The sequence below is a fragment of the Kitasatospora purpeofusca genome (assembly GCF_036010405.1).
Lineage (GTDB): Bacteria > Actinomycetota > Actinomycetes > Streptomycetales > Streptomycetaceae > Kitasatospora > Kitasatospora purpeofusca.
Window position 1 is genome coordinate 1,571,772 of sequence record NZ_CP108561.1, and the last position, 19,846, is coordinate 1,591,617.

A 19,846-nucleotide genomic window follows, 5' to 3' on the forward strand; every position below is an offset into this window, starting at 1 on the left:
GTCACCTGGTGCGTGACGGAGCGCCGCCGGCCCGGGGTCCGGGCCCGGGGAGCGCCCCCGACCGGGAGTCTCGGGGCAGTCGATCGGGGGTGTCAACCCCTCTCGGCGACTTTCCTCACGGCGTGAACTTGCCTGCGCCGCACGGAAGTAGCGGATATTCCCAGCTCAGGAGCACCGCCCGGGGCCGCCGCTCAGGCCCGCAGTCCGGCCGGGGCGGCGGCGTCCGCCGCCCCGGCGTGCGACACCGCCGCGTCCGCCCGGCGCGGGAACTCCCCGCCGGAGTCCAGGAAGTCGGAGAGCGGCAGGGTCGCCGCCCCCACCGTGACCGCCGCCGGTCCGAGCGTGCCGAGCACGATCTCGGTCTGCTCGCGCGGGAAGCGCAGCGCGTACTCGGTGGCGGCCGCGCGGATCCCCGGCAGCAGCCGGGGGCCGAGCAGCAGTCCGGCCCAGCCGCCGATCACGATCCGCTCCGGGTTGAACAGGTTCACCAGGTCGGCGATGGCCGCGCCGAAGTACTCGGCGGCCTCGTCGAGCAGGGCGACGGCGGCCGGATCGCCCGCCCCGGCGGCCACCAGCAGGGCCGCCAGCCCGGCCTTCTCCCCGCCGCCGGGCGGGGCCGCGCCCCACCGCGCGACCAGCGCCTCGGCCCCGACGTACGCCTCCAGGCAGCCGCGCGCGCCGCACCGGCAGCGGCGTCCGCCGACGTGCACCTTGGTGTGGCCCCACTCGCCCGCGCTGCTGGTGGCGCCCCGGAAGCGGGCGCCGTCGGCGATCACGCAGGCGCCGACGCCGGAGCCGAACAGGGCGACCACCGCGTGCCGGGCGCCGCGCCCGGCGCCGAACCACATCTCCGCCTGGCCGAGGGTCTTGGCGCCGTTGTCGACGAACAGCGGCAGGTCGGTACCGGCCCGCAGCATCCGGCCGAGCGGGACCGCGTCCCAGCCGACGGTCTGGCCGTGCACCACGGCGCCCGCCCCGCCGCCGAGGTCCGACCCGATGCCCCGCTCGACGGCACCGCGCCCGACGGCCCCTCCCCCGACGGCCCCCTGCTCGACGATGCCGGGCACGCCGACGCCCACGCCGAGCACCGTGCCCGGGTCCGTCCCGGTGCGCTCCAGCACCTCGGCCAGCCCGGCCAGGATCAGCTCCGCCACATGGCCCGCGTCGTGGCCCCGGTCGTCCAGCGGCCGGTCGCTGGCGGCCAGCTCGGTCCTGGCCAGGTCGAACAGCGCCACCCTGACCTGGGTCTCGCCGACGTCCACCCCGACCAGGTGGGCCCGGCCGGCCGCGACCCGGAGCAGGATCCGGGGCCGCCCGCCGTCCGACTCCACCGAGCCGCACTCCTCGATCAGGCCGTCGGCGAGCAGCTCGCCGGTCACATTGCTGATCGATCCGCCGCTCAACCCGGTGATCGAGCCGAGCTCCTGGCGGCTGAGCGGCCCGTCGAAGTACAGCCGCCGCAGCAGCGTGGACCGACTGCCTCTGCGCAGGTCACGCACCGTCTTCTTGCCTCGCGCGGTCATGGGATCTCCCTCCTGCCCCGAATCTATCGCTGTCCGAACCCTTGACGGAAGCTTTTCTCACACGTTAAATCACGCCTCGAATTAAGTATCGCAGCATCGGACTTCACCCGAAGAGGGGATCCCTCCATGCCCATCGTCCGCACCGCCGCCGCCGGCGTGCTGGCCACCGCGCTCGTTCTCACCGCCACCGCCTGCGGCGGGGGCTCCGCATCCGGAGGCGGGGGCGACAGCAGCCCCGGCACCCTCACCTACTGGGCCTCCAACCAGGGCACCAGCCTGGAGAACGACCGCCAGGTGCTGGAACCCGAGCTGCGGAAGTTCGAGCAGCAGACCGGCATCAAGGTGAAACTGGAGGTCGTCCCCTGGTCGGACCTGCTGAACCGGATCCTCGCCGCCGCCGGATCCGGCCAGGGCCCCGACGTGCTCAACATCGGCAACACCTGGTCCGCCTCGCTCCAGGCCACCGGTGCCCTGCGGCCCTTCGACGCCGCCACCCTCGCGAAGACCGGCGGCAAGGAGCGCTTCCTGCCCGCCGCCCTCGCCTCGGCCGGCGCCGCCGGCCAGGACCCGGCCGCCGTCCCGCTCTACTCGATGGCCTACGGCCTGTACTGGAACAAGAAGCTCTTCGCCGAGGCCGGGATCGACCGCGCGCCGGCCACCTGGGAGGAGCTCGTCGCCGAGGGCAAGAAGCTCACCACCGGCGGCCGCTACGGCCTCGCCGTCGAGGGCGGCAACATCAGCGAGAACGTCCACCACGCCTTCACCCTGGCCAAGCAGCACGGCGCCGACTTCTTCGACCCGTCCGGCCGCCCCGCCTTCGACAGCCCGGGCACCGTCGCCGCGGTCAAGCAGTACGTCGACCTGCTCGGCACCGACCGGATCGCCGCCGCGGGCAACGCCGAGTACGCCAACAACCAGTCCGTCACCGACTTCGCCACCGGCAAGGCCGCGATGCTGCTGTGGCAGGCCGCCGGGGCCAACCTCAAGTCCCACGGCATGGCCGCCGAGGACTACGGCGTCGCCCCCGTCCCGATCCCCGCCGGCGCCACCGGCGAACGCGCCACCACCTCGATGGTCGCCGGGATCAACCTCGCCGTCTTCCGCGCCACCAGGAACACCGAAGGGGCGCTGAAGTTCGTGTCCTTCATGACCGGCACCGAGGAGCAGACGGTGCTCAACAAGGCGTACGGCACCATCCCCCCGGTCGTCGAGGCCCAGCGCGACACCGCCTTCGCCACCCCCGAACTCGGCACCCTGGCCGCCGTCCTGGGCCAGAGCGCCCGCCCGCTGCCGCAGGTGCCCGCCGAGAGCCAGTTCGAGACCCTGGTCGGCACCGCCGTGAAGAACCTGCTCGCCTCCGCCGCCGCCGGCAAGGCCGTCACCGAGGACGGCGTCCGCTCCGAGCTCACCCGGGCCCAGCAGCAGATGCCGGCCAACTGACGTGATCCGAGGCCGAATCGAACGACTGCGCCGACGCGCCGGAACCACCGCCCTCCCCTATCTGCTGCTGCTCCCCGCCCTGCTGCTCGAACTCGCCGTCCACCTGGTGCCGATGGTGCTCGGCACCGTGATGAGCTTCAAGCGGCTCACCCAGTTCTTCATCCGCGACTGGACCGCCGCCCCCTGGGCCGGGCTCGCCAACTTCCGTACCGCGGTGGACTTCGACGCCCCCGTCGGCCGCGCCCTGCTGCACTCCTTCTGGGTCACCTGCGCCTTCACCGTGCTGGCCGTCGGCCTCTCCTGGCTGATCGGCACCACCGCCGCCGTGCTGATGCAGGACGCCTTCCGAGGCCGGGGCCTGCTGCGCGCCGTGTTCCTGCTGCCCTACGCGCTGCCGGTCTACGCGGCGGTCATCACCTGGTCGTTCATGTTCCAGCGGGACACCGGCCTGATCAACCACGTGCTGCACGACCAGCTCCACCTGGTCGACGACAAGCCGTTCTGGCTGCTCGGCGACAACAGCTTCGTCGCCCTGGTCACCGTCTCGGTCTGGCGCAGCTGGCCGTTCGCCTTCCTGACCCTCACCGCCGGACTGCAGAACATCCCGCGCGAACTCTACGAGGCGGCCGCGCTGGACGGCGCCGGCGTCCGGCAGCAGATCCTCCGGATCACCCTGCCCTCGCTGCGGCCGGTCAACCAGGTGCTGGTGCTGGTGCTCTTCCTGTGGACCTTCAACGACTTCAACACCCCCTACCTGCTGTTCGGCCGCTCGGCGCCCGCCGCCGCCGACCTGATCTCCGTGCACATCTACCAGTCCTCCTTCGTCACCTGGAACTTCGGCGCCGGCTCGGCGATGTCCGTGCTGCTCCTGCTGTTCCTGCTGGTGGTGACGGGCGGCTACCTGCTGCTCACCTCGCGCCGGAAGGACGCCACCGCGTGATCGACCCGCCCGCCTCGTTCCGGTGGCTGCGCCGCGTACTGCTCGCCGCGCTCACCGTCTTCACGCTCGTCCCGGTCCTGGTGATGCTCGGCAGCTCGCTGAAGCCGCTCCAGGACGTCCAGGGACCGTTCCGCTGGATCCCCAGCACCGTCACCCTGCGCCCCTACGCGGACATCTGGCGCACCGTGCCGCTCGGCCGCTACCTGGTCAACTCCCTGATCGTGGCCGGGGGTTCGACGATCTGCTCGGTCCTGGTCGCGATCGTCGCGGCGTACGCGGTGAGCCGCTACCGTTTCCGTGGCCGGCGCTTCTTCACGGTGACGGTGCTGTCCACCCAGATGTTCCCCGGAATCCTGTTCCTGCTCCCGCTCTTCCTGCTCCTCGTCAACGTCGGAAACGCCACCGGGGTCGCCCTGTACGGCAGCCGCGGCGGTCTGATCCTCACCTACCTGACCTTCTCGCTGCCGTTCTCGATCTGGATGCTGGTCGGCTACTTCGACTCCATCCCGCGCGACCTGGACGAGGCCGCGCTGGTCGACGGCTGCGGGCCGGTCCGGGCCCTGGTGCGGATCATCGTCCCGGCGGCGGTGCCCGGCATCGTCGCGGTCGCGGTGTACGCCTTCATGACGGCCTGGGGCGAGGTGCTGTTCGCCTCGGTGCTCACCAACGAGGAGACCCGCACCCTGGCCGTCGGCCTGCAGGGCTACGCCACGCTCAACGACGTCTACTGGAACCAGGTGATGGCCGCCTCGCTGGTGGTCAGCGTCCCGGTGGTGGCCGGCTTCCTGCTGCTCCAGCGCTACCTGGTCGCCGGACTCACCGCCGGGGCCGTCAAATGACCCGCGCCCCGCACCCCGACGCCCGCCGCCACCTCCTCCACCACTCCGAGAGGCCCGCCATGACCGACCCCGGCACCCCCCTGGACGCCCTGCCCGACGACTTCCTCTGGGGCGCCGCCACCGCCGCCTACCAGATCGAGGGCGCGGCCGGCGCCGACGGGCGCGCCCCCTCGATCTGGGACACCTTCGCGCACACCCCCGGCCGGGTGGCCGGCGGCGACACCGGCGACACCGCCTGCGACCACTACCACCGCTGGCCCGAGGACGTCGCGCTGATGGGCCGGCTCGGCCTCGGCGCCTACCGGTTCTCGATCGCCTGGCCGCGCGTGGTGCCGCTCGCCGACGACCGGGTCAACCAGGCCGGCCTGGACTTCTACGACCGGCTGGTGGACGGCCTGCTGGCGGCCGGGATCCGCCCGTTCCCGACCCTCTACCACTGGGACCTCCCGCAGGCCCAGCAGGACCGCGGCGGCTGGCCCGTGCGGGACACCGCCGAGCGCTTCGCCGAGTACGCCGCCGCGGTCGCCGCCCGGCTCGGCGACCGGGTCACCGACTGGGCGACGCTCAACGAGCCGCTCTGCTCGGCCTGGATCGGCCACCTCGACGGCGCGATGGCCCCTGGCCTGACCGACCTCACCGCCGCCGTCCGCGCCTCCTACCACCTGCACCTCGCCCACGGACTGGCCGTCCAGGTGCTGCGCGAGAACGTCCGGGGCGCCCGGATCGGCATCGTCAACAACCTCAGCCCGATCGAGCCGGCCACCGACTCACCGGCCGACCTCGCCGCCGCCGTCCGGGCCGACGGCCACGTCAACCGCTGGTGGCTCGACCCGATCCACGGCCGGGGCTACCCCGAGGACATGCGGCGGGTCTACGGCGTCGACCTGCCGGAGCGGGCCGGGGACCTCGACCTGATCGCCGCGCCGCTGGACTGGCTGGGCCTCAACTACTACTTCCGCCAGATCGTCGCCGACGACCCCGCCGGACCGGCCCCGTACATCCGCCAACTGCCCGGCCCCAACCGGGAACACACCGCGATGCCCTGGGAGGTGCACGCGCCCGGTCTGGAGCAGCTGCTGCTCCGGCTCACCGAGGAGTACGAGGCCGAACGGATCTACGTCACCGAGAACGGCTCGGCGTACGCCGACTCGGTGGCCGCCGACGGCAGCGTCCACGACCCGGAGCGGACCGCCTTCCTGGCCGACCACCTCGCCGCCTGCGCCCGTGCCGTCGGCCGGGGCGCGCCGCTGGCGGGGTACTTCGCCTGGTCGCTGCTCGACAACTTCGAGTGGGCGTACGGGTACGCGAAGCGCTTCGGGCTCGTCCACGTCGACTACCCGACCCAGCGCCGCACCATCAAGTCCAGCGGCCACCACTACGCGCGGCTGATCGCGGCGCACCGGGGGCGGTAGGGGCCCCGGGGGGTTCCAGGGGCACGCGGGGCGCACGGGGGTGCCGGGAAGCTGCCGGTCGATCTGCCGCCAGCCGCCGTTCCGGCGGCCATAACCTGGGTGCCCGGCGCACAGGAACGAACTGACGCGCCGTCAGAACAGCGGCCCCACCGGGCCGCCCCGCACCTCCGGAAGGATCCCGAACCCCGCCATGACCAGTCTCCGCACCAGAGCAGCGGCCCTCGCGGCCGTCGCCGCGATCGGCTTCGCCACCTTCGCCTCCGGCACGGCCACCGCCGCCCCGGCCCCGGCCGCCCCCTCGACGGCCGGGGCCCCCGCCCTCGCGACGGCCGCGCTCACCCCGCCCACCCGCATCCCCGGCAACACCTCGATCGGCCGCAACCAGGCCTGGTACTCGCCGAACGGCAAGGTGATGCTCGCCATGCAGGGCGACGGCAACGTCGTGCTGTACCGCGACGGCAAGGCGATCTGGGTCGCCCAGGGCGCCATGCCCCGCGGCGAGTTCCTGGTGATCCAGGGCGACGGCAACCTCGTCGTGTACGCCGCCGACAACACCCCGCTGTGGAACAGCCAGACCGGCGGCAAGTGGGGCGCCGAGCTGACCATCTACAACGAGGGCGCGATCGCGGTCGAGCTGAACGGCAAGGTCCTGTGGACCTCCGCGCCGCCCCAGCTGCCGCCGTGCCCGCCGTGGGGCCCGCCCTACCCCGGCCAGATCATCCCGCCGTGGTGCCCGGTCTGGCCCTTCCCCTCCTAGCAGGGCCGGACCGGGCTCCGGTCGGGTCGTCCAGTGGGACATCCGCCGGAGCGGCGGGACGTACGGGCAGCCGCCCCCGCCGCTCCGGCACCGCGCTCCACGTGTCGGCCCACGTGTCGACCCGCTCGTCGACCCGCTCGTCAGCCGAGCTTCTTCGCGCCCTGGACCGCCTTGGCCAGGCCCTCCAGCAGCGGGGCCGCGCCCAGCCAGGAGAACCTCGGCACCGCGTCCCACGGGGTGACCTGGCCGGCCTTGACCGCGGGCAGCGCGGACCGGGCGGGCTTGGCCGCGAGGTCGGCGGGCTGGAGGGCGGTGCTGCGGTTGTCGAGCAGGATCAGGCCGGCCCGGTACTTGCCGGCGTTCTCCCAGCTCAGGCTCTCGAAGTAGCCCTGCGGGTCGAGCGCGTCCGGGACGACGAAGTCGACGCCGAGCTCGCGGAAGTACATCAGGTCGGTGCTGACCGCCGGGTTGGTGACGTAGAAGAGGTCGGCGCTGCCGGAGGCGGCCATCACCTTGAGCCCGCCGGCTGCCTTCGCGGCCTGCCGCAGGGTCTCCGCGGCCGCCTCGAAACGCGCCTTGGCCTCGGTGACCCGCTTGGCGCCCAGGTCCGCGCCGAGCGACTCGGCCAGCGCGGCGTAGCGCTTGATCGGCTCGGGCAGCGGGACCCGGGCGGTGGTGACGGCGACGCCGGGGGCGAGGGCGAGGATCTTGTCCCTGCTCTCGTCCGGCACGTACCAGAGGGCGTCCGGGTCGTACATGTGGGTGACCAGGAGGTCGGGGCGCAGCGCCGCGTACTTCTCGATGCCGAACTCGCCCCACGCGCTGCCGACGATGGTGACCTTGTCGATGTCGAGGTCCCCGGCGGCCGGGTCGGCCTTGCCGTCGGCGCGCCTGGTCTCGCCGAAGACGCCGACGACCCGGTCGGCGAGCCCGAAGTCGTGCAGGGCGGCGGCGGTGCCGGTGAAGGCGACGATCCGGCGCGGGGTGTTCTTCGCGGTGACGGCCCGGCCCCGGCCTGCGGATGCTGGAGCTGGGCGACGACACCGCCCTCGGCCTGGGCGTACCGATCGAGCGGATCCGGCCCGCCCAGGGCCGCACCCTGGTCGCCGTCCTCCACGACCTCAACCAGGCGGCCCGCTACGCCACCCACCTCGTCGTCATGCGCGAGGGCCGGGTGGTCGCCGCCGGCGACCCGGGCGAGATCCTCACCGCGGAGCTGGTGGAGGAGGTCTACCGCCTCCCGTGCCGCATCATCCCCGACCCGGAGACGGGCACGCCGCTGGTTGTCCCGGCCGCCCCGAAGCGGGGGTGAGCCGACCCCACGGGCCCACCCGGCGCGCAGGGCGACCGATCAACCGTCAGTCGTCCTGTCCGGAAGGGGTGTTCGCAGGAGCACCCGCCGGAGCCGTGGCCGGGGCGTTGGCCGGCGGGTGGGCCGGGGCCGAGGTCCGGCCGACGCCGGTGCGGGCGTTGGTCGGCGAACCGGTCGGCGAACCCGAGGCGCTGCCGCCGTCCTTCGGGTCCTTCCGGGGGGCCGGGTCGGGGATGTCGGCCATCGGCATGGTCTGCTTGGGCGTCCCGCGCAGGGCCTCGTTCATGGCGTCCCGCCAGATCGGCCCGGGACCGTCGGCGCCGAAGACCTCCTTGCGGTACTTGCCGTTGATGCTGATGTTGCGCATCTCCACACCGCCGTTGGGGCCGCCGATCCAGACCGAGGTGGCGAGCTGCGGGGTGTAGCCGCTGAACCAGGCGGCCCGCTTCTTGTCGGAGGTGCCGGTCTTGCCGGCGATCTGCCGGTCCCCCTCCAGGCCGAGGTCGCGGCCGGTACCGGTCTCGGTGACGCCGTTGAGAACGGCGTTCAGCACCTTGGCGGTCTCCGGGGAGAAGGCCTTCTCGCAGTGGGCGGGCGGCACCGGCACGTCCTTGCCGTCGACGGTGGTGATCGAGGTGACGGCGAGCGGGGCGCAGTAGGTGCCGTTGGCGGCGAAGGTCGCGTAGACACCGGCCATGCTCAGCGGGCTCACCTCCTCGACGCCCAGGGCCATCGCGGGGACCTCCTCCAGCGGCTTGCCGCTGGCCTTGGTGGCGATGCCGAGCTTGTTGGCCATCTGCTTGATCGCGCAGAGGCCGATCTCCTGCTCCATCTGCACGAAGTAGGTGTTGACCGAGAGGGCCATCGCCTCCTTCAGCTGGTACGGCCCCTGCTCGTTCGCCGACTCGTTGGGCACCACCGCCTTGGGCTTGGTGTTGTTCTTCCAGGTGCCCTCGCAGGTCTTCACCGTCGGGTACTCCAGCTTGTTCGGCGAGGGGTACTCCTGGGTGGACGTCAGGCCCGCCTCCAGGGCGGCGGCCACCACGACCGGCTTGAAGGTGGAACCGGGCTGGAAGCCGTTGCCGCCGCCCATCGCCGCGTCGACGTTGAAGTTGACGACGGTCTGGTTCTTGGCCGAGGAGAGGCCGTACGGGCGGGTCTGGGCCATCGCCAGGATCTTGCCGGTGCCCGGCTCGACCATGGTGGCGGCGGCCGACACCGGGTCGGTGACCCGCACGTTGGAGCTGACCGCGTTCTGGGCGGCGGCCTGCTTGTCCGGGTCGAGGGTGGTGCGGATGTTCAGACCGCCCTGGTCCCAGAGCTTCTTGCGCTCGGCGGCGGTGGCGCCGAAGGCCGGGTCCTGCTTGACCACGTGCCGGACGTAGTCGCAGAAGAAGCCCATGCCCGCCTTGGCGGTGATGCAGCCGTTCTGCGGTTCCTTGTAGTTCAGGCCCAGCGGGGCGGCCTTGGCCTCCCTGGCCTGGTCGGCCGTGATGTGGCCGTTCTCCAGCATCTTGTCGAGCACCGTGTTGCGCCGGTTGAGCGAAGCCTGCGGGTGCGCCTTCGGGTCGTACTGGGACGGGTTCTGCACCAGGCCGGCCAGGGTGGCGGCCTCGGCGACGGTGAGGTCCTTGTTGCTCTTGCCGAAGTACCGCTGGGAGGCGGCCTCGACTCCGTAGGCGCCGTTCCCGTAATAGGTGATGTTGAGGTAGTTGGTGAGGATCTGGTCCTTGGTCAGGTCCTCCTCCAACTTGATGGCGATCTTCAGCTCCTGGATCTTGCGGCCCAGGGTCTTGCGCTGCGCCTCCCGGACCGCCACCGGGTCGTCGCCGGCCTTCTCGACGTTGACGTTCTTCACGTACTGCTGGGTCAGCGTGGACGCGCCCTGCGCGGTGGTGCCGCTCTCCGCGTTCTTGCTGATCGCCCGGAGCACGCCCTTCGGGTCGACGGCGCCGTGCTCGTAGAAGCGGGCGTCCTCGATGTCGACCTGCGCCTGCCGCATCAGCGGGGACATCTGCTCGGCGGTGAGGACGGTGCGGTCGCGCTCGTAGACCTTGGCGATCAGCCCGCCCTTGGCGTCGAAGATCTGGGTCGCCTGGGTGAGCGGCGGCGTCTTGAAGTCGTCCGGGATGTCGTCGAACCCCTCCGCCGTGTTCTTGGCGGACAGCCCGAGCGCGCCGACGGCGGGCAGGGCCATGCCCGCCAGCAGCGCGCCGGACACCGCACTGACGCCCAGGAAGGTCACGCTGTGGCGGACCAGCCGCAGCGGCGAGTTCCGGGTCGGCTGCGGCGTCTCGTCCTCGGGCGAGCTCCAGATCGGGGGAGTGTTCGATTCCATGCCGGAATGCTAATCCTCGTCCGTGAGCGGTCGAACCGGTTTCCCCCCGGGATTGTCACAGCCGGGCAACAAATCGCCGGGAAGGGCCCCGGCAGGACAATCGGTGCACGAACTCTATTGCCGCGCGGGAACTTTCGCACCGGTACTGCCCGGGGCCGCGGGCGGCGCCCGTCACTGTATTGACGCCCCGGACGGGCGGAAAGGTTGCACACGTCCCCGCCCGAACGGGCAGTCCGCCTGCCCGGGCAGGCCGACCGGGCAGGCGGCGGGCGTGAGTCCGGTCCGCTCAGTGGCGGTGGTGGTTGTCGGGTTGGGCCGGGTCCCCGGGGTGTTCGAGGCCGGGGACGAGAGTGAGTCGGCCGGCCCGGGCGTGGTCGAGCCAGCGGACGAAGGCGGCCCGGCGGGCGGCGGCGCGCACGACGGCCGACGGGTCGGTTTCCGGAACGCCGGCGGGCACGGTGGCGAGGCGGGTCGCGGTCCAGCCCCCGGCGGTGACCCGCTCACCGGGGGCCGCGGCGCGGAGGGCCGCGCAGAGGGCGAGCGGGAGGGTGTCCGGGGCGGCGTCGAGGACGGAGCCGTCGGGGAGGGCGAGTCGCCATTCAGCGACCGGCGGGCGTTCGGTGCCTTCGGTGAGCGCGCGGTAGTGGGCGACCTCGGCGGCGGAGGGCTCGACGCCGGCGGTGACCTCGGCGCAGACGGCCCGCACCGCCGCGCTGCCCTCGTACGCGGCGGCGGTGATCGAGCCGAGTTCGACGGCGGCCTGCTGGTCGAGCCGGGCGGGCGCGGCCTCCGGGCGGACGGCGAGGCCGCGTTCGGCGGCGACCGCTTCGCAGAGCGCCTCGGTCAGCAGCACCTGGGCGACCCAGCGGGCGAGTTGCCGGTCCTCGCCGCTGCCCGGCGCGGGCAGCGCGGCGGCCCTGGGGCCGGAGCGCAGGGCGGCGAGGCGGCGGTCGAGACCGGTGCGGGGCAGCGGCCGGCCGTCGAGCAGCCCGAGGACCGGGGCTTCGGCGGGGGCGGTCACGGCGCGACCACCACCGCGACGGTGGGGGCGTACTGGCAGCGGCCGAACCACATCACCTTGGCCAGGGCCCAGTACGCGCCCGGGTCCGTCGCGGCCGGGGCGGCGAGTGCGAACTCCTCGACCGATTCGGCGCCCGCGGCGAGGGTGAAGCCCCGGACGGGGGCGGCGACGGCCTCCCAGCTGCCCCAGGGCGAGACGAGTTGCAGTTCGCCGCGGATCTCGCCCCGGGTGCGGTTGGTCAGCCGCAGTGCCAGGACGCCCCGCTCCCCCGGGACGAGCCGGACGGTGTCGGCGAGCACGGCGACGCCGAGGCCGGTGTCGCGGCCCTCGGCCGCCGTGGTGCCCTGGGCGGCGGTCCAGTCCTCGGGCGCCTCGCCGGGGACGGGCAGGACGTCCGGCAGCTCGCCGACCGCCACCGTGACCACGTCCTCGACCTCCTGCCCGTCGTGGGCCACCCGGACGGCGGCGAAGTACAGGCCGGGCCCGGCGTCGGCGGGCGGGGTGAGGGTGACCGGGAAGCGGAGGTGGCCGCCGGGGGCCAGCCGGTAGGGGCGGGCGGTGGGCCCGGCCGTCCAGCCCTCCGGCGGGTGGACGGTGGCGGTGCCCTCCACGGCGGCGTCCTGGAGCTGGGAGGAGAGCGCGACCGAGAGGGTGACGGGCTCCCCGGCGGTCCGCAGCAGGCCGGGCGAGGCGCCGACGGACACCGGCAGGTAGCCGAGCGGCGCCGGGCCCCGGTTGTGCAGCCAGTAGCGGGCGTGCACGGGCTGGGCGGGTTCGGCGGCCGCGCCCAGCACGGGTCCGGCCGGGTCGGCGGCCACCCCGGGACGGGCCAGCAGGGTGGCGAACGCCGAGCCGGGGAGCGCGAGTTCGCCGTCGACCGGGCCGGTGGGCCGCTCCAGCAGGTCGGCGTGGCGCAGGTCGACCAGGCCCAGCGCCCCGCCGAGGGCGACGGTACTGCCGAGCCCGGTCGACTCGACCAGCCGGACGGTGAGCAGTTGGGCGCGGGCCTCGGCGGCGGACCCGTGGGCGATCGGGTTCCCGGCCGGCTTGAGGGCGCCGAGCAGCACCCGGCGGGCGGGTTCGACCCGCAGCCAGGAGAGCGTGGCGGGCAGCGGTCCCGACTGCCCGGCGGGCACCGCCCTCGCGTACAGCGGGTGATTGAACTCCTGTCCCCGGGATGGGAGTTCCTGGTCCCGCCAGTCGCCGGGACCGCCGACCAGGGCGTAGTGGAAGTCGTGCGTCCAGTGCTGGAGCTGGAAGGACGCACCGTCGGGCAGGGTGCGCCGGGGCGGGTCGATCCAGACGCCGGAGGGCCAGCCGGTGCAGGAGCGCAGCAGCGAGAGGTGGAGCGCGCCCGTGGTGTCGACGGCGAAGCCGGGCAGACCGTACGTCAGCAGCGCCACGGTGTGGTCGGTGAGTTGTTCGGCGGCGGGCGGGGCCGCCGGGCAGTGGGCGGTGATCCGGGCGTCCGCGAGGTCGGCGGCGAGGGCGGCCGGGTCGGTGACGACCAGCGCGGGCAGGGCCCGCAGGTCGCGCAGGTCGGCGCCGGGCCGCCAGACCTCGGTCAGCGGGGCGGCGGCGGGCACCCAGACGGCGCCGCGGGCCTTGAGCACGGCCGCGTACTCCTCGCCCGCGCGTTCCAGCAACTCCCGGGTGGCGTCGTTGGTCTCGGGGCCACCGAGGAGGATCCGCAGGTCCGGCAGGTTGGAGTCGACGTCCAGCCAGCCGTAGCGGGCCCAGTCGGCACCGGAGGTGGTGGCGGTGACGCCGACCCGGGCGAGCGCGACGACGAGCTCCCGGGCGTCGGCGGCGGCGTCCAGCTCGGGGACGACCACCTCGGCGACGCCGAAGGCCCGTTCGCCGAGCGGTGCACCGGTGACCGGGTCGGCGAGCACGACCCGCGCGGTGGAGCCGAGGCCGAACCAGGTGTTGGCGGGGTTGTCGAGGGTCCACGGCGCTTCGGCCGAGTCGACGTCCGGCATCGCGAAGCCCCGGCCGACGACGGCGCCCGCCACCTCGCTGACCGGCAGCGCACCGGGCAGGTCGACGGGGAACCGCAGCCGCAGCAGCCGGTCGGCGCCCGCGTAATCGACCACCCTGGTCCGGCAGTCGACCCGGTCGAGGCCGCGCCACAGGGTGACCGTCTGCTCGAACCGCAGGCCGTCCACCGTCCCGGTGACCACCAGGCGCTCGCCGAGCGGGCCGGTCTCGCGGCGGACCTCGGCCGGGTGTTCGGCGGAACCGGTCACCGGGGCCTTGGGAAGCAGGTGCCAGGGGCCCTCGCCGAAGTCGGGGTGCTGGGGGTACTCCTCGTACACCCGCAGCTCGTTGCCGACCAGACCGGGCCGGATCAACTCCCGCGCGTGGAGCAGGTCGTGGACGGAGCTCAGGCAGCCGCCGCGGGCCGGGTCGGCGGTGACCCGGTAGCGGGCGTTGGCAATGGCGAGGCCCTCGGCCGGGCGCCAGGACGCGCTGGCCGGAGCGCCGGGCAGCAGCCGCCAGGTCCGCCAGCCGAGCGCCGGCACGTCCTCGGCCAGGAAGCGCAGGGTGCCCCGGTCGAGGGCGCAGGGCACCGGCGCACCGGTGTCGTCCAGCACCCGCACCCCGCCGGCCGTCGCCCCGGGAGGCAACGGGGGCAGCGGGACGGACACCAGCTCGGTGCGGTCGAAGGAGAGCGTGTTGGTGACGACCACGCAGCCCCCCTCGCCCGCCGGAGTGCCGATCCGGGCGGTCAACGCGTCCAGCGCCCGGTCCCGGACGTCGGCCGCCAGGTCGTACGCCTCCCGCCAGCCGCCGAGCAGGTCCAGGTACACCTGGTCGGACTCCGAGCCGGTGATCGCGTCGTGGTGGGCGCCGTAGGCGAGGTGGCGCCACGCCTTGTCGAGCGCGGCCGCCGGGTAGCGGCCCAGGCCCTGTGCCTCGGCGAGCACCGCGAGCTTCTCGGCGTCGACGGCCGCGGTCTCCGCCGCCCGCTGGGCCTGCTTGGTGTCGATGCAGGAGACGTCCTTGCCGGTGTAGACGGGGTTCATGTCCCGGGTCTGCGGGCTCGGCCGGCGGCCGGTCGCGGCGAGTTCGGCGCGCACCGCGTCCAGGAAGTCGCGGGGGGTGGCGCAGACGAACCTCGGCCACAGGTACTTGTCGGCCCAGGAGCGGTGGATCGCGGTGACCCACTTGTTGGGCGGGGTGTAGTCGGTGCCGACCGGCAGCAGCAGGTTCCTGGTCGCGCCGACCGGCTTGAGCTTGCGGTAGAGCTCGTACACGGCCTGTTCGGCGGTGGCGAGGTCGGCCGAGGAGTCCATCCACCAGCCGGCCGAGTAGTGGTGCGGCATGTAGTGGGTGAGCACGCCCTCGCCGCTCGGGGCGATCCACTCGAACTCGCTGGGGAACTGCATCACCCGGGCGTCGTCCTTGGCCTCCCGGAAGTTCTTCTGGATCGGGCCCCACTGGTGGAACGGGCCGCGCGCCCAGGCGCTGCCGGTGAGTCCGGCGGCGGCGAGGTGGCCGGGGAACTGCGGGTCGTGCCCGAACACGTCGAGCTGCCAGGCGGTCTGCGGGTCGCCGCCGAGGATGTCCCGCTGGTAGCCGATGCCGTAGGCGATGTTGCGGATGGTGGTCTCGGCGCCGGTGAGGTTGGTGTTGGGCTCGTTGTAGGTGCCGCCGACGAGCTCCACCTGGCCCCGGTCGAGCAGCAGCCTCAGCGTCTCCCGGCGCTCCGGGTGCTGGTCGAAGTAGGGCTTCAGGTAGTCGACTTCGGCGAGCACGAACTTGTACACCGGGTCGCGCAGCGCCAGGTCGAGATGGGCGTCGACGAGCGCGAATCCGTTGCGCTCCCACAGCGGCCGGGTGGTGGCGTCGGCGGAGAGCAGCTCCCAGGGGGACGTGTAGGCGGCCTGGGTGTTCCACCACACCGGGTCGTAGTGGAAGTGCGAGACGAGGAACATCGTCCAGCCGGGTTCGGCGACCTCGACGACACCCCCGGCGCGGGCCCCGCCCGCCTCGACGGTGACCGGCAGCCGGTCGCCGGGGGCGGCGCCGGTGATCTCCAGGGGGACTTCGACCTGCCCCGTGCCGGCCGCCCCGCCGCGCACGCCCGGGCCGGTGACGGTGATCCGGGTGGCGGGCGGGCCGTCGAGGGTGACCCGCAGCAGCTGCCGCGGGGTGCGCTCGGGGCCGGTGAACAGGTCCGTGCTCTCGACGGCGGTGAGGGTGACCGGCACGGGGAGGGTCCTTTCGGGAAGGAGCGGTCCGGGGAGCGACGGGTGTCAGGCACCTCAGAGGGTGTCTGGCGCGCCAGGGTGTGTCAGGAGCCCCAGGTCTCGAACTCGTAGATCCGGGCGGCCGGATCGGTGCCCTGGGTCGGCTTCGTCACCACCAGCCGGACGTACCGGGCCGTGGTGGTCACGGGGTGGGTGGTGGTGCCGGCGGTGTTGCCGGTGACGGTGGCGACGGTGGTCCACGGGTCGGTGGCGGCGGAGCGGACCTGGACCGAGAAGTCCCGGGTGTTGAACGAGGCGCTCTCCCCGCCCGCCTGGGCGTGCTTGACCACGAACTTCGTCAGCGGCTTCGCCGAACCGAGGTCCACCTCCAACCACTTGCTACTGGTGAGGGCGCACCACTTGTCCCCGTTGCCGCCGTTGACGGTGCCGTTGACGGCCTTCGCCGGGCCCTCGTCGGTGTTGCACTGGCCGGAGGCGGTGGCCGGGCGGCCCAGTGCCAGGTTGGTGCCGGTGGGCGGGGTGCCGGTCCAGGGGACAGTGGTGGTGGCGACGGTGGAGCGGCCGTACTCGGTGGAGACGGCCTCGACCTCGACGGTGGTGCTCGCCTCCGTCCCCGCGCGGTCCAGCCGGTTGACGAAGTACGCGTCGGACGGGGTGGCGCCCAGGTGGCTCCGGGTGCCGTCGGAGTTGCGCCGGTACAGCTCGTAGTGGTGCACGTTCCCGCCGGTGGACGGCGTCCAGGCGAGCCGCAGCGACTGGCTGCTCCCGGCCACCACGTCGGCCGCGCCGAGCACGGTCAGCCCGGACGGGGCCGCCGGGGCGTCCACCGCGCCGTCGTACACGGCGAGTTGGCCGATCCGCAGGTCGTAGGCGGAGCCGGTGCCGGTGGTCCGCAGACCGATCTGGGCGATGGTGCGACCGGCGTAGGCGGACAGGTCGAGGGTCCTGCGCTCCCAGCCGGTGCCGGTGGTGGCGCCGAGGTCGAGGGTGGTGAAGGCGGTCGGCGCGTCGGTGAAGGAGACCGCGGCGGCGAGACGGGTCGCACCGGCGGCGGGCGTCTTCAGTACCACCGACAGCTTGGTGTCGGCCGCGACCGGCAGCCTGCTCTGGTACAGCCGCACGGTGTTGACGGCGCTCGGCGTCCCGGTGAGGCGCAGCGAGGAGCCGCCCTCGTAGGCGTCGGCGAAGTCGACGGACGGGGTCACCTTGCTGCCGGTCGACTCCACCAGCCAGTGGTAGGTGGGCGGGACGTCCTGGAGCGAGAGGTTGTTCCAGCCGCCGGTGGCGACCCGGGTGCCGGCCGCGTTGTAGAAGTCGCCCTCGCCGGAGGAGAAGTTGGTGACGAAGGGCTTGGCGGTGACCGGGGTGGACTCGGCGACGTAGCTCGCCAGGCCCTTCCAGGAGGAGGAGGTGGAGGTGTTGGAGGGGTCGTTGTTGGCGCCGGCCCAGTACCGGGCGTCCTTGGCCAGGTAGTCGGCCCGGTCGGTCGCGGACTTCCAGGTCCACTCGGGGCGGTAGAGGCCGAGCGAGGTGGTGTGCGGCTTGCCGGCGGGGAAGAGCGTGTTCCAGTCGACGCCGGTGTTGTAGCCGTTGGACTCGGTGTCGATGCCGGAGTAGAGCTCGTACTCGCCCCGGCCGAGGCCCCGGGCCAGGGTGCGGGAGGAGTCCAGGCCGCCGGACGACCAGTTGAAGTTGAGGAACATCGAGTCGGAGGTGCGCTTGGCGCCGTCCTGGAGGAAGGTGTCGTTGGCGCCGGTCAGGGCGTTCTGCCAACTGACCGATCCGGACTCGGTCATGGCGTCGTACCACATGAACTCGGTCGCGCTCTGCGCCTTGGTGTACTGCATCAGGTCGCGGACCTGGCCGGCGAGGGCGGAATCGCCGCCGCCGGTCTCCTGGTTGATGAACCAGCCGTCGAAGCCGTAGTACTGGGCGGCCTGGACGAGCTTGTCGGCGACCGGGTAGCGACTGCCGGACTTCTGCACGAAGTCGCGCACCCACTGGAGTTGGCCGCCGTACGCGGCGGGCGGGAAGAACACCGTGCCGTAGACCTTGACGCCGTTGCGGTGGGCGGCGTCGATCACGGTCGGATTGGGGGCGAGGATGAGGCCCTCGCCGGCGGAGCCGCCCCAGAACACCAGCTTGTCGACGTACTGCCAGTAGCCGAAGGCGTAGTAGTTGGGGTCGGTGGAGCCCTGGGAGGGGTTGTTGGAGGTGGGGCCGAAGGAGACCAGGGAGGCGATCTTCCCTTCGCCCGCACGGGCGTTGGGGTTGGCCTTGAGCGCCGGGTCGGCGGTGCGGGGCTGGAGCGGGACGCGGGCACGGTTGAACCGGGCGTCCGGGTCGGTGGCCGGGTCCCAGCCGAGGATGGTGTTCGGGTACCAGTAGGAGGCGTAGGGCTGGGTGCCGGTGGCCGCGTTCGCCGCGGCGGGGGCCGCCACGGCCGGGGACGGGGCGGCGGCGGCGACCGCGGGGGTGAGGCCCAGGACGGCCGCACCGAGGGCGGCGCCGAGCAGGCGGGGGATCCGTCGTCGTGACATGCGCTGGCTCCGTTCGCGCGGAAGGCGGAGGAGGGTGGGAGTGGGCCTCGCCCGGGGCGGGCACGGCCCGGCGGTGCATGTGCGGGTACGGCAGGTGCGGGTACGGGTGCGACGTGTACGTGTACGGCACGTGTGCGCGGTGCCGGTGCTGCGGACTCCGTGCTCCGGACGGGGTGCGGCGCGCGGGCGCGGTGGAACCGGTGCGGGCCCGGGTGCGAACGGGCCGACCGAACGGCCGCGGGCCCGGGCGACGCCCTCGCCGGACTCCGGCCCCACGGTGGTGCGCCGAGCGGGACCCGCTCGGCGCCAGCGAGGCTAAACCGGTTCAGAGGCGCTGTCAACGGTGCCGGTGGAGTTCACACCCACCGGTGAACCGCCGGCCGGCGGCGAGGTGGACTCGCGCACGGTCAGCCGCGGGGTCGGCATCTGCAGGTCACGGTCGGGCCCGGCGTCGTCGATCACCGCCAGCAGGCTGCGCGCCACCTGCTCGCCGAGCGCGAAGGTGTCCCGGCTCAGCGCGGTGAGCGGCGGGTGCACGATCCGGGCGAGCACCGAGTCGTCGAAGGAGACGATGGACAGCTCCCCCGGCACCGCGACGCCCATCTCCCCCGCCACGCCGAGGCCGGCCACCGCCATCACGTCGCTGTCGTAGACGATCGCGGTGGGCCGCCGGGGCCGCGAGAGCAGGGTGCGGGTGGCGGCGGCGCCCTCGGCGTCGCTGAAGTCCGTCGGCACCGAGAGCGCCTCCTCCAGCCCGAGCCGGCGCGAGGCGTCCCGCAGCGCGCGGATCCGCCGCTGGGTGTGCTGGAAGTGCGGCAGCCCGGCCAGGTGGGCGATCCGCCGGTGCCCGATGGCGGCCAGGTAGTCGACGATGGAGAGCATCGCCTCGCGGTCGTCGGCCCAGATCCGCAGCGGCCCGGCGCCCTTGCCCGGTCCGCCGAGCACGACGGCGGGCAGGCCGAGCGCGTCCAGGACGGCGAGCCTGGGGTCGCGCAGCTGGAGGTCGACCACGACGAAGCCGTCGACCCGGTGCTCGGAGGCCCAGCGGCGGTAGACCTCGATCTCGGCCGAGGTGTCCTCGACCACCATCAGCTGCAGGGCGACGGAGTGCGCGGACAGCACCGCCTGGAGGCCGGACAGCAGTTGGCTGAAGAACGGCTCGACGCCGATGGTCCTGGCCGGGCGGGCGATCACCAGTCCGACCGCGTCCGCCCTGGCCCCGCCGAGGGCACGGGCGGCGCTGTGCGGCCGCCAGTTCATCTCCTCCGCGACCTGGAGGATCCGGGCCCTGGTCGCCTCGCTCACCCCCGGGCGGCCGTTGAGCGCGAAGGACACCGCGCCCTTGGAGACTCCCGCCCGACGGGCGATGTCGGCGATGGTCGGTCTGCCCACGGGTTCCGACTCCTCTCTTGACAGCCAAGTTTAGGCCGGAGCATAGTCCCTGCAACAGCTAGACCGGTTTAGTAAGACAGGTTCCGAAACCACGCGCAATCCCCGATGCATCCCC

Annotated in this window: 12 protein-coding genes and 1 pseudogene; 6 read left to right on the forward strand and 7 right to left on the reverse strand. The window is 73.5% G+C overall.

Annotation, left to right across the window (positions count from 1 at the left end; translation table 11 throughout):
* Positions 1 to 191: 191 nt before the first annotated feature.
* Entirely contained in the window at positions 192 to 1,523 is a 1,332-nt protein-coding gene (locus tag OG715_RS06730) for an ROK family transcriptional regulator (RefSeq protein ID WP_266276470.1), read from the reverse strand.
* A 126-nt stretch (positions 1,524 to 1,649) separates the two neighbouring features.
* On the opposite strand from OG715_RS06730, the gene OG715_RS06735 reads away from it, so the two are divergent.
* The 5 genes from OG715_RS06735 to OG715_RS06755 all read left to right on the forward strand — a co-directional run bounded on the left by OG715_RS06735 (position 1,650) and on the right by OG715_RS06755 (position 6,911).
* Positions 1,650 to 2,963, forward strand: coding sequence for an ABC transporter substrate-binding protein (locus tag OG715_RS06735; RefSeq protein WP_266276469.1), 1,314 nt, complete (start codon positions 1,650 to 1,652; stop codon positions 2,961 to 2,963).
* 1 nt (position 2,964) lies between these two features.
* Positions 2,965 to 3,903 carry a carbohydrate ABC transporter permease gene (locus OG715_RS06740; protein ID WP_266276468.1) on the forward strand — a complete coding sequence of 313 codons (939 nt, stop codon included), beginning with the start codon at positions 2,965 to 2,967 and terminating at the stop codon, positions 3,901 to 3,903.
* Entirely contained in the window at positions 3,900 to 4,742 is an 843-nt protein-coding gene (locus tag OG715_RS06745) for a carbohydrate ABC transporter permease (protein WP_030396936.1), read from the forward strand. Before OG715_RS06740 ends, OG715_RS06745 begins: the two co-directional genes overlap by 4 nt.
* Positions 4,743 to 4,801: 59 nt before the next feature.
* Positions 4,802 to 6,154: a GH1 family beta-glucosidase gene (locus OG715_RS06750; protein ID WP_266277419.1), complete on the forward strand. Its 1,353-nt coding sequence runs from the start codon at positions 4,802 to 4,804 to the stop codon at positions 6,152 to 6,154.
* Positions 6,155 to 6,344: 190 nt separating this feature from the next.
* Complete coding sequence (locus OG715_RS06755) at positions 6,345 to 6,911, forward strand: hypothetical protein (RefSeq protein WP_266276467.1); 567 nt, start codon at positions 6,345 to 6,347, stop codon at positions 6,909 to 6,911.
* A 140-nt stretch (positions 6,912 to 7,051) separates the two neighbouring features.
* On the opposite strand, the gene OG715_RS06760 is transcribed toward OG715_RS06755, so the two are convergent.
* Positions 7,052 to 7,885 (reverse strand): ABC transporter substrate-binding protein, encoded by an 834-nt coding sequence (locus OG715_RS06760; protein WP_407661097.1) that lies wholly within the window; start codon positions 7,883 to 7,885, stop codon positions 7,052 to 7,054.
* A 113-nt stretch (positions 7,886 to 7,998) separates the two neighbouring features.
* Between OG715_RS06760 and fecE the strand changes: the two are divergent.
* Positions 7,999 to 8,223: pseudogene (fecE, locus tag OG715_RS06765) on the forward strand (Fe(3+) dicitrate ABC transporter ATP-binding protein FecE); the annotation flags it as partial.
* 46 nt (positions 8,224 to 8,269) lie between these two features.
* Here fecE and OG715_RS06770 read toward each other — a convergent pair.
* The 5 genes from OG715_RS06770 to OG715_RS06790 form a co-directional block, all read right to left on the reverse strand.
* Positions 8,270 to 10,561: a transglycosylase domain-containing protein gene (locus OG715_RS06770; RefSeq protein WP_266276465.1), complete on the reverse strand. Its 2,292-nt coding sequence runs from the start codon at positions 10,559 to 10,561 to the stop codon at positions 8,270 to 8,272.
* Between the two features lie 286 nt (positions 10,562 to 10,847).
* A complete protein-coding gene (locus OG715_RS06775) occupies positions 10,848 to 11,582 on the reverse strand; it encodes a DUF7158 domain-containing protein (protein ID WP_266276464.1) in 735 nt (244 codons plus the stop codon).
* Complete coding sequence (locus OG715_RS06780) at positions 11,579 to 15,799, reverse strand: glycoside hydrolase family 38 N-terminal domain-containing protein (protein ID WP_266276463.1); 4,221 nt, start codon at positions 15,797 to 15,799, stop codon at positions 11,579 to 11,581. The genes OG715_RS06775 and OG715_RS06780 overlap by 4 nt, the downstream gene beginning before the upstream one ends.
* Positions 15,800 to 15,882: 83 nt before the next feature.
* On the reverse strand, positions 15,883 to 18,339 hold the full coding sequence (locus OG715_RS06785; protein WP_266276462.1) for an endo-beta-N-acetylglucosaminidase: 2,457 nt from the start codon (positions 18,337 to 18,339) through the stop codon (positions 15,883 to 15,885).
* Positions 18,340 to 18,654: 315 nt separating this feature from the next.
* Positions 18,655 to 19,731 (reverse strand): LacI family DNA-binding transcriptional regulator, encoded by a 1,077-nt coding sequence (locus tag OG715_RS06790; protein ID WP_266276461.1) that lies wholly within the window; start codon positions 19,729 to 19,731, stop codon positions 18,655 to 18,657.
* Between the last annotated feature and the right edge of the window lie 115 nt (positions 19,732 to 19,846).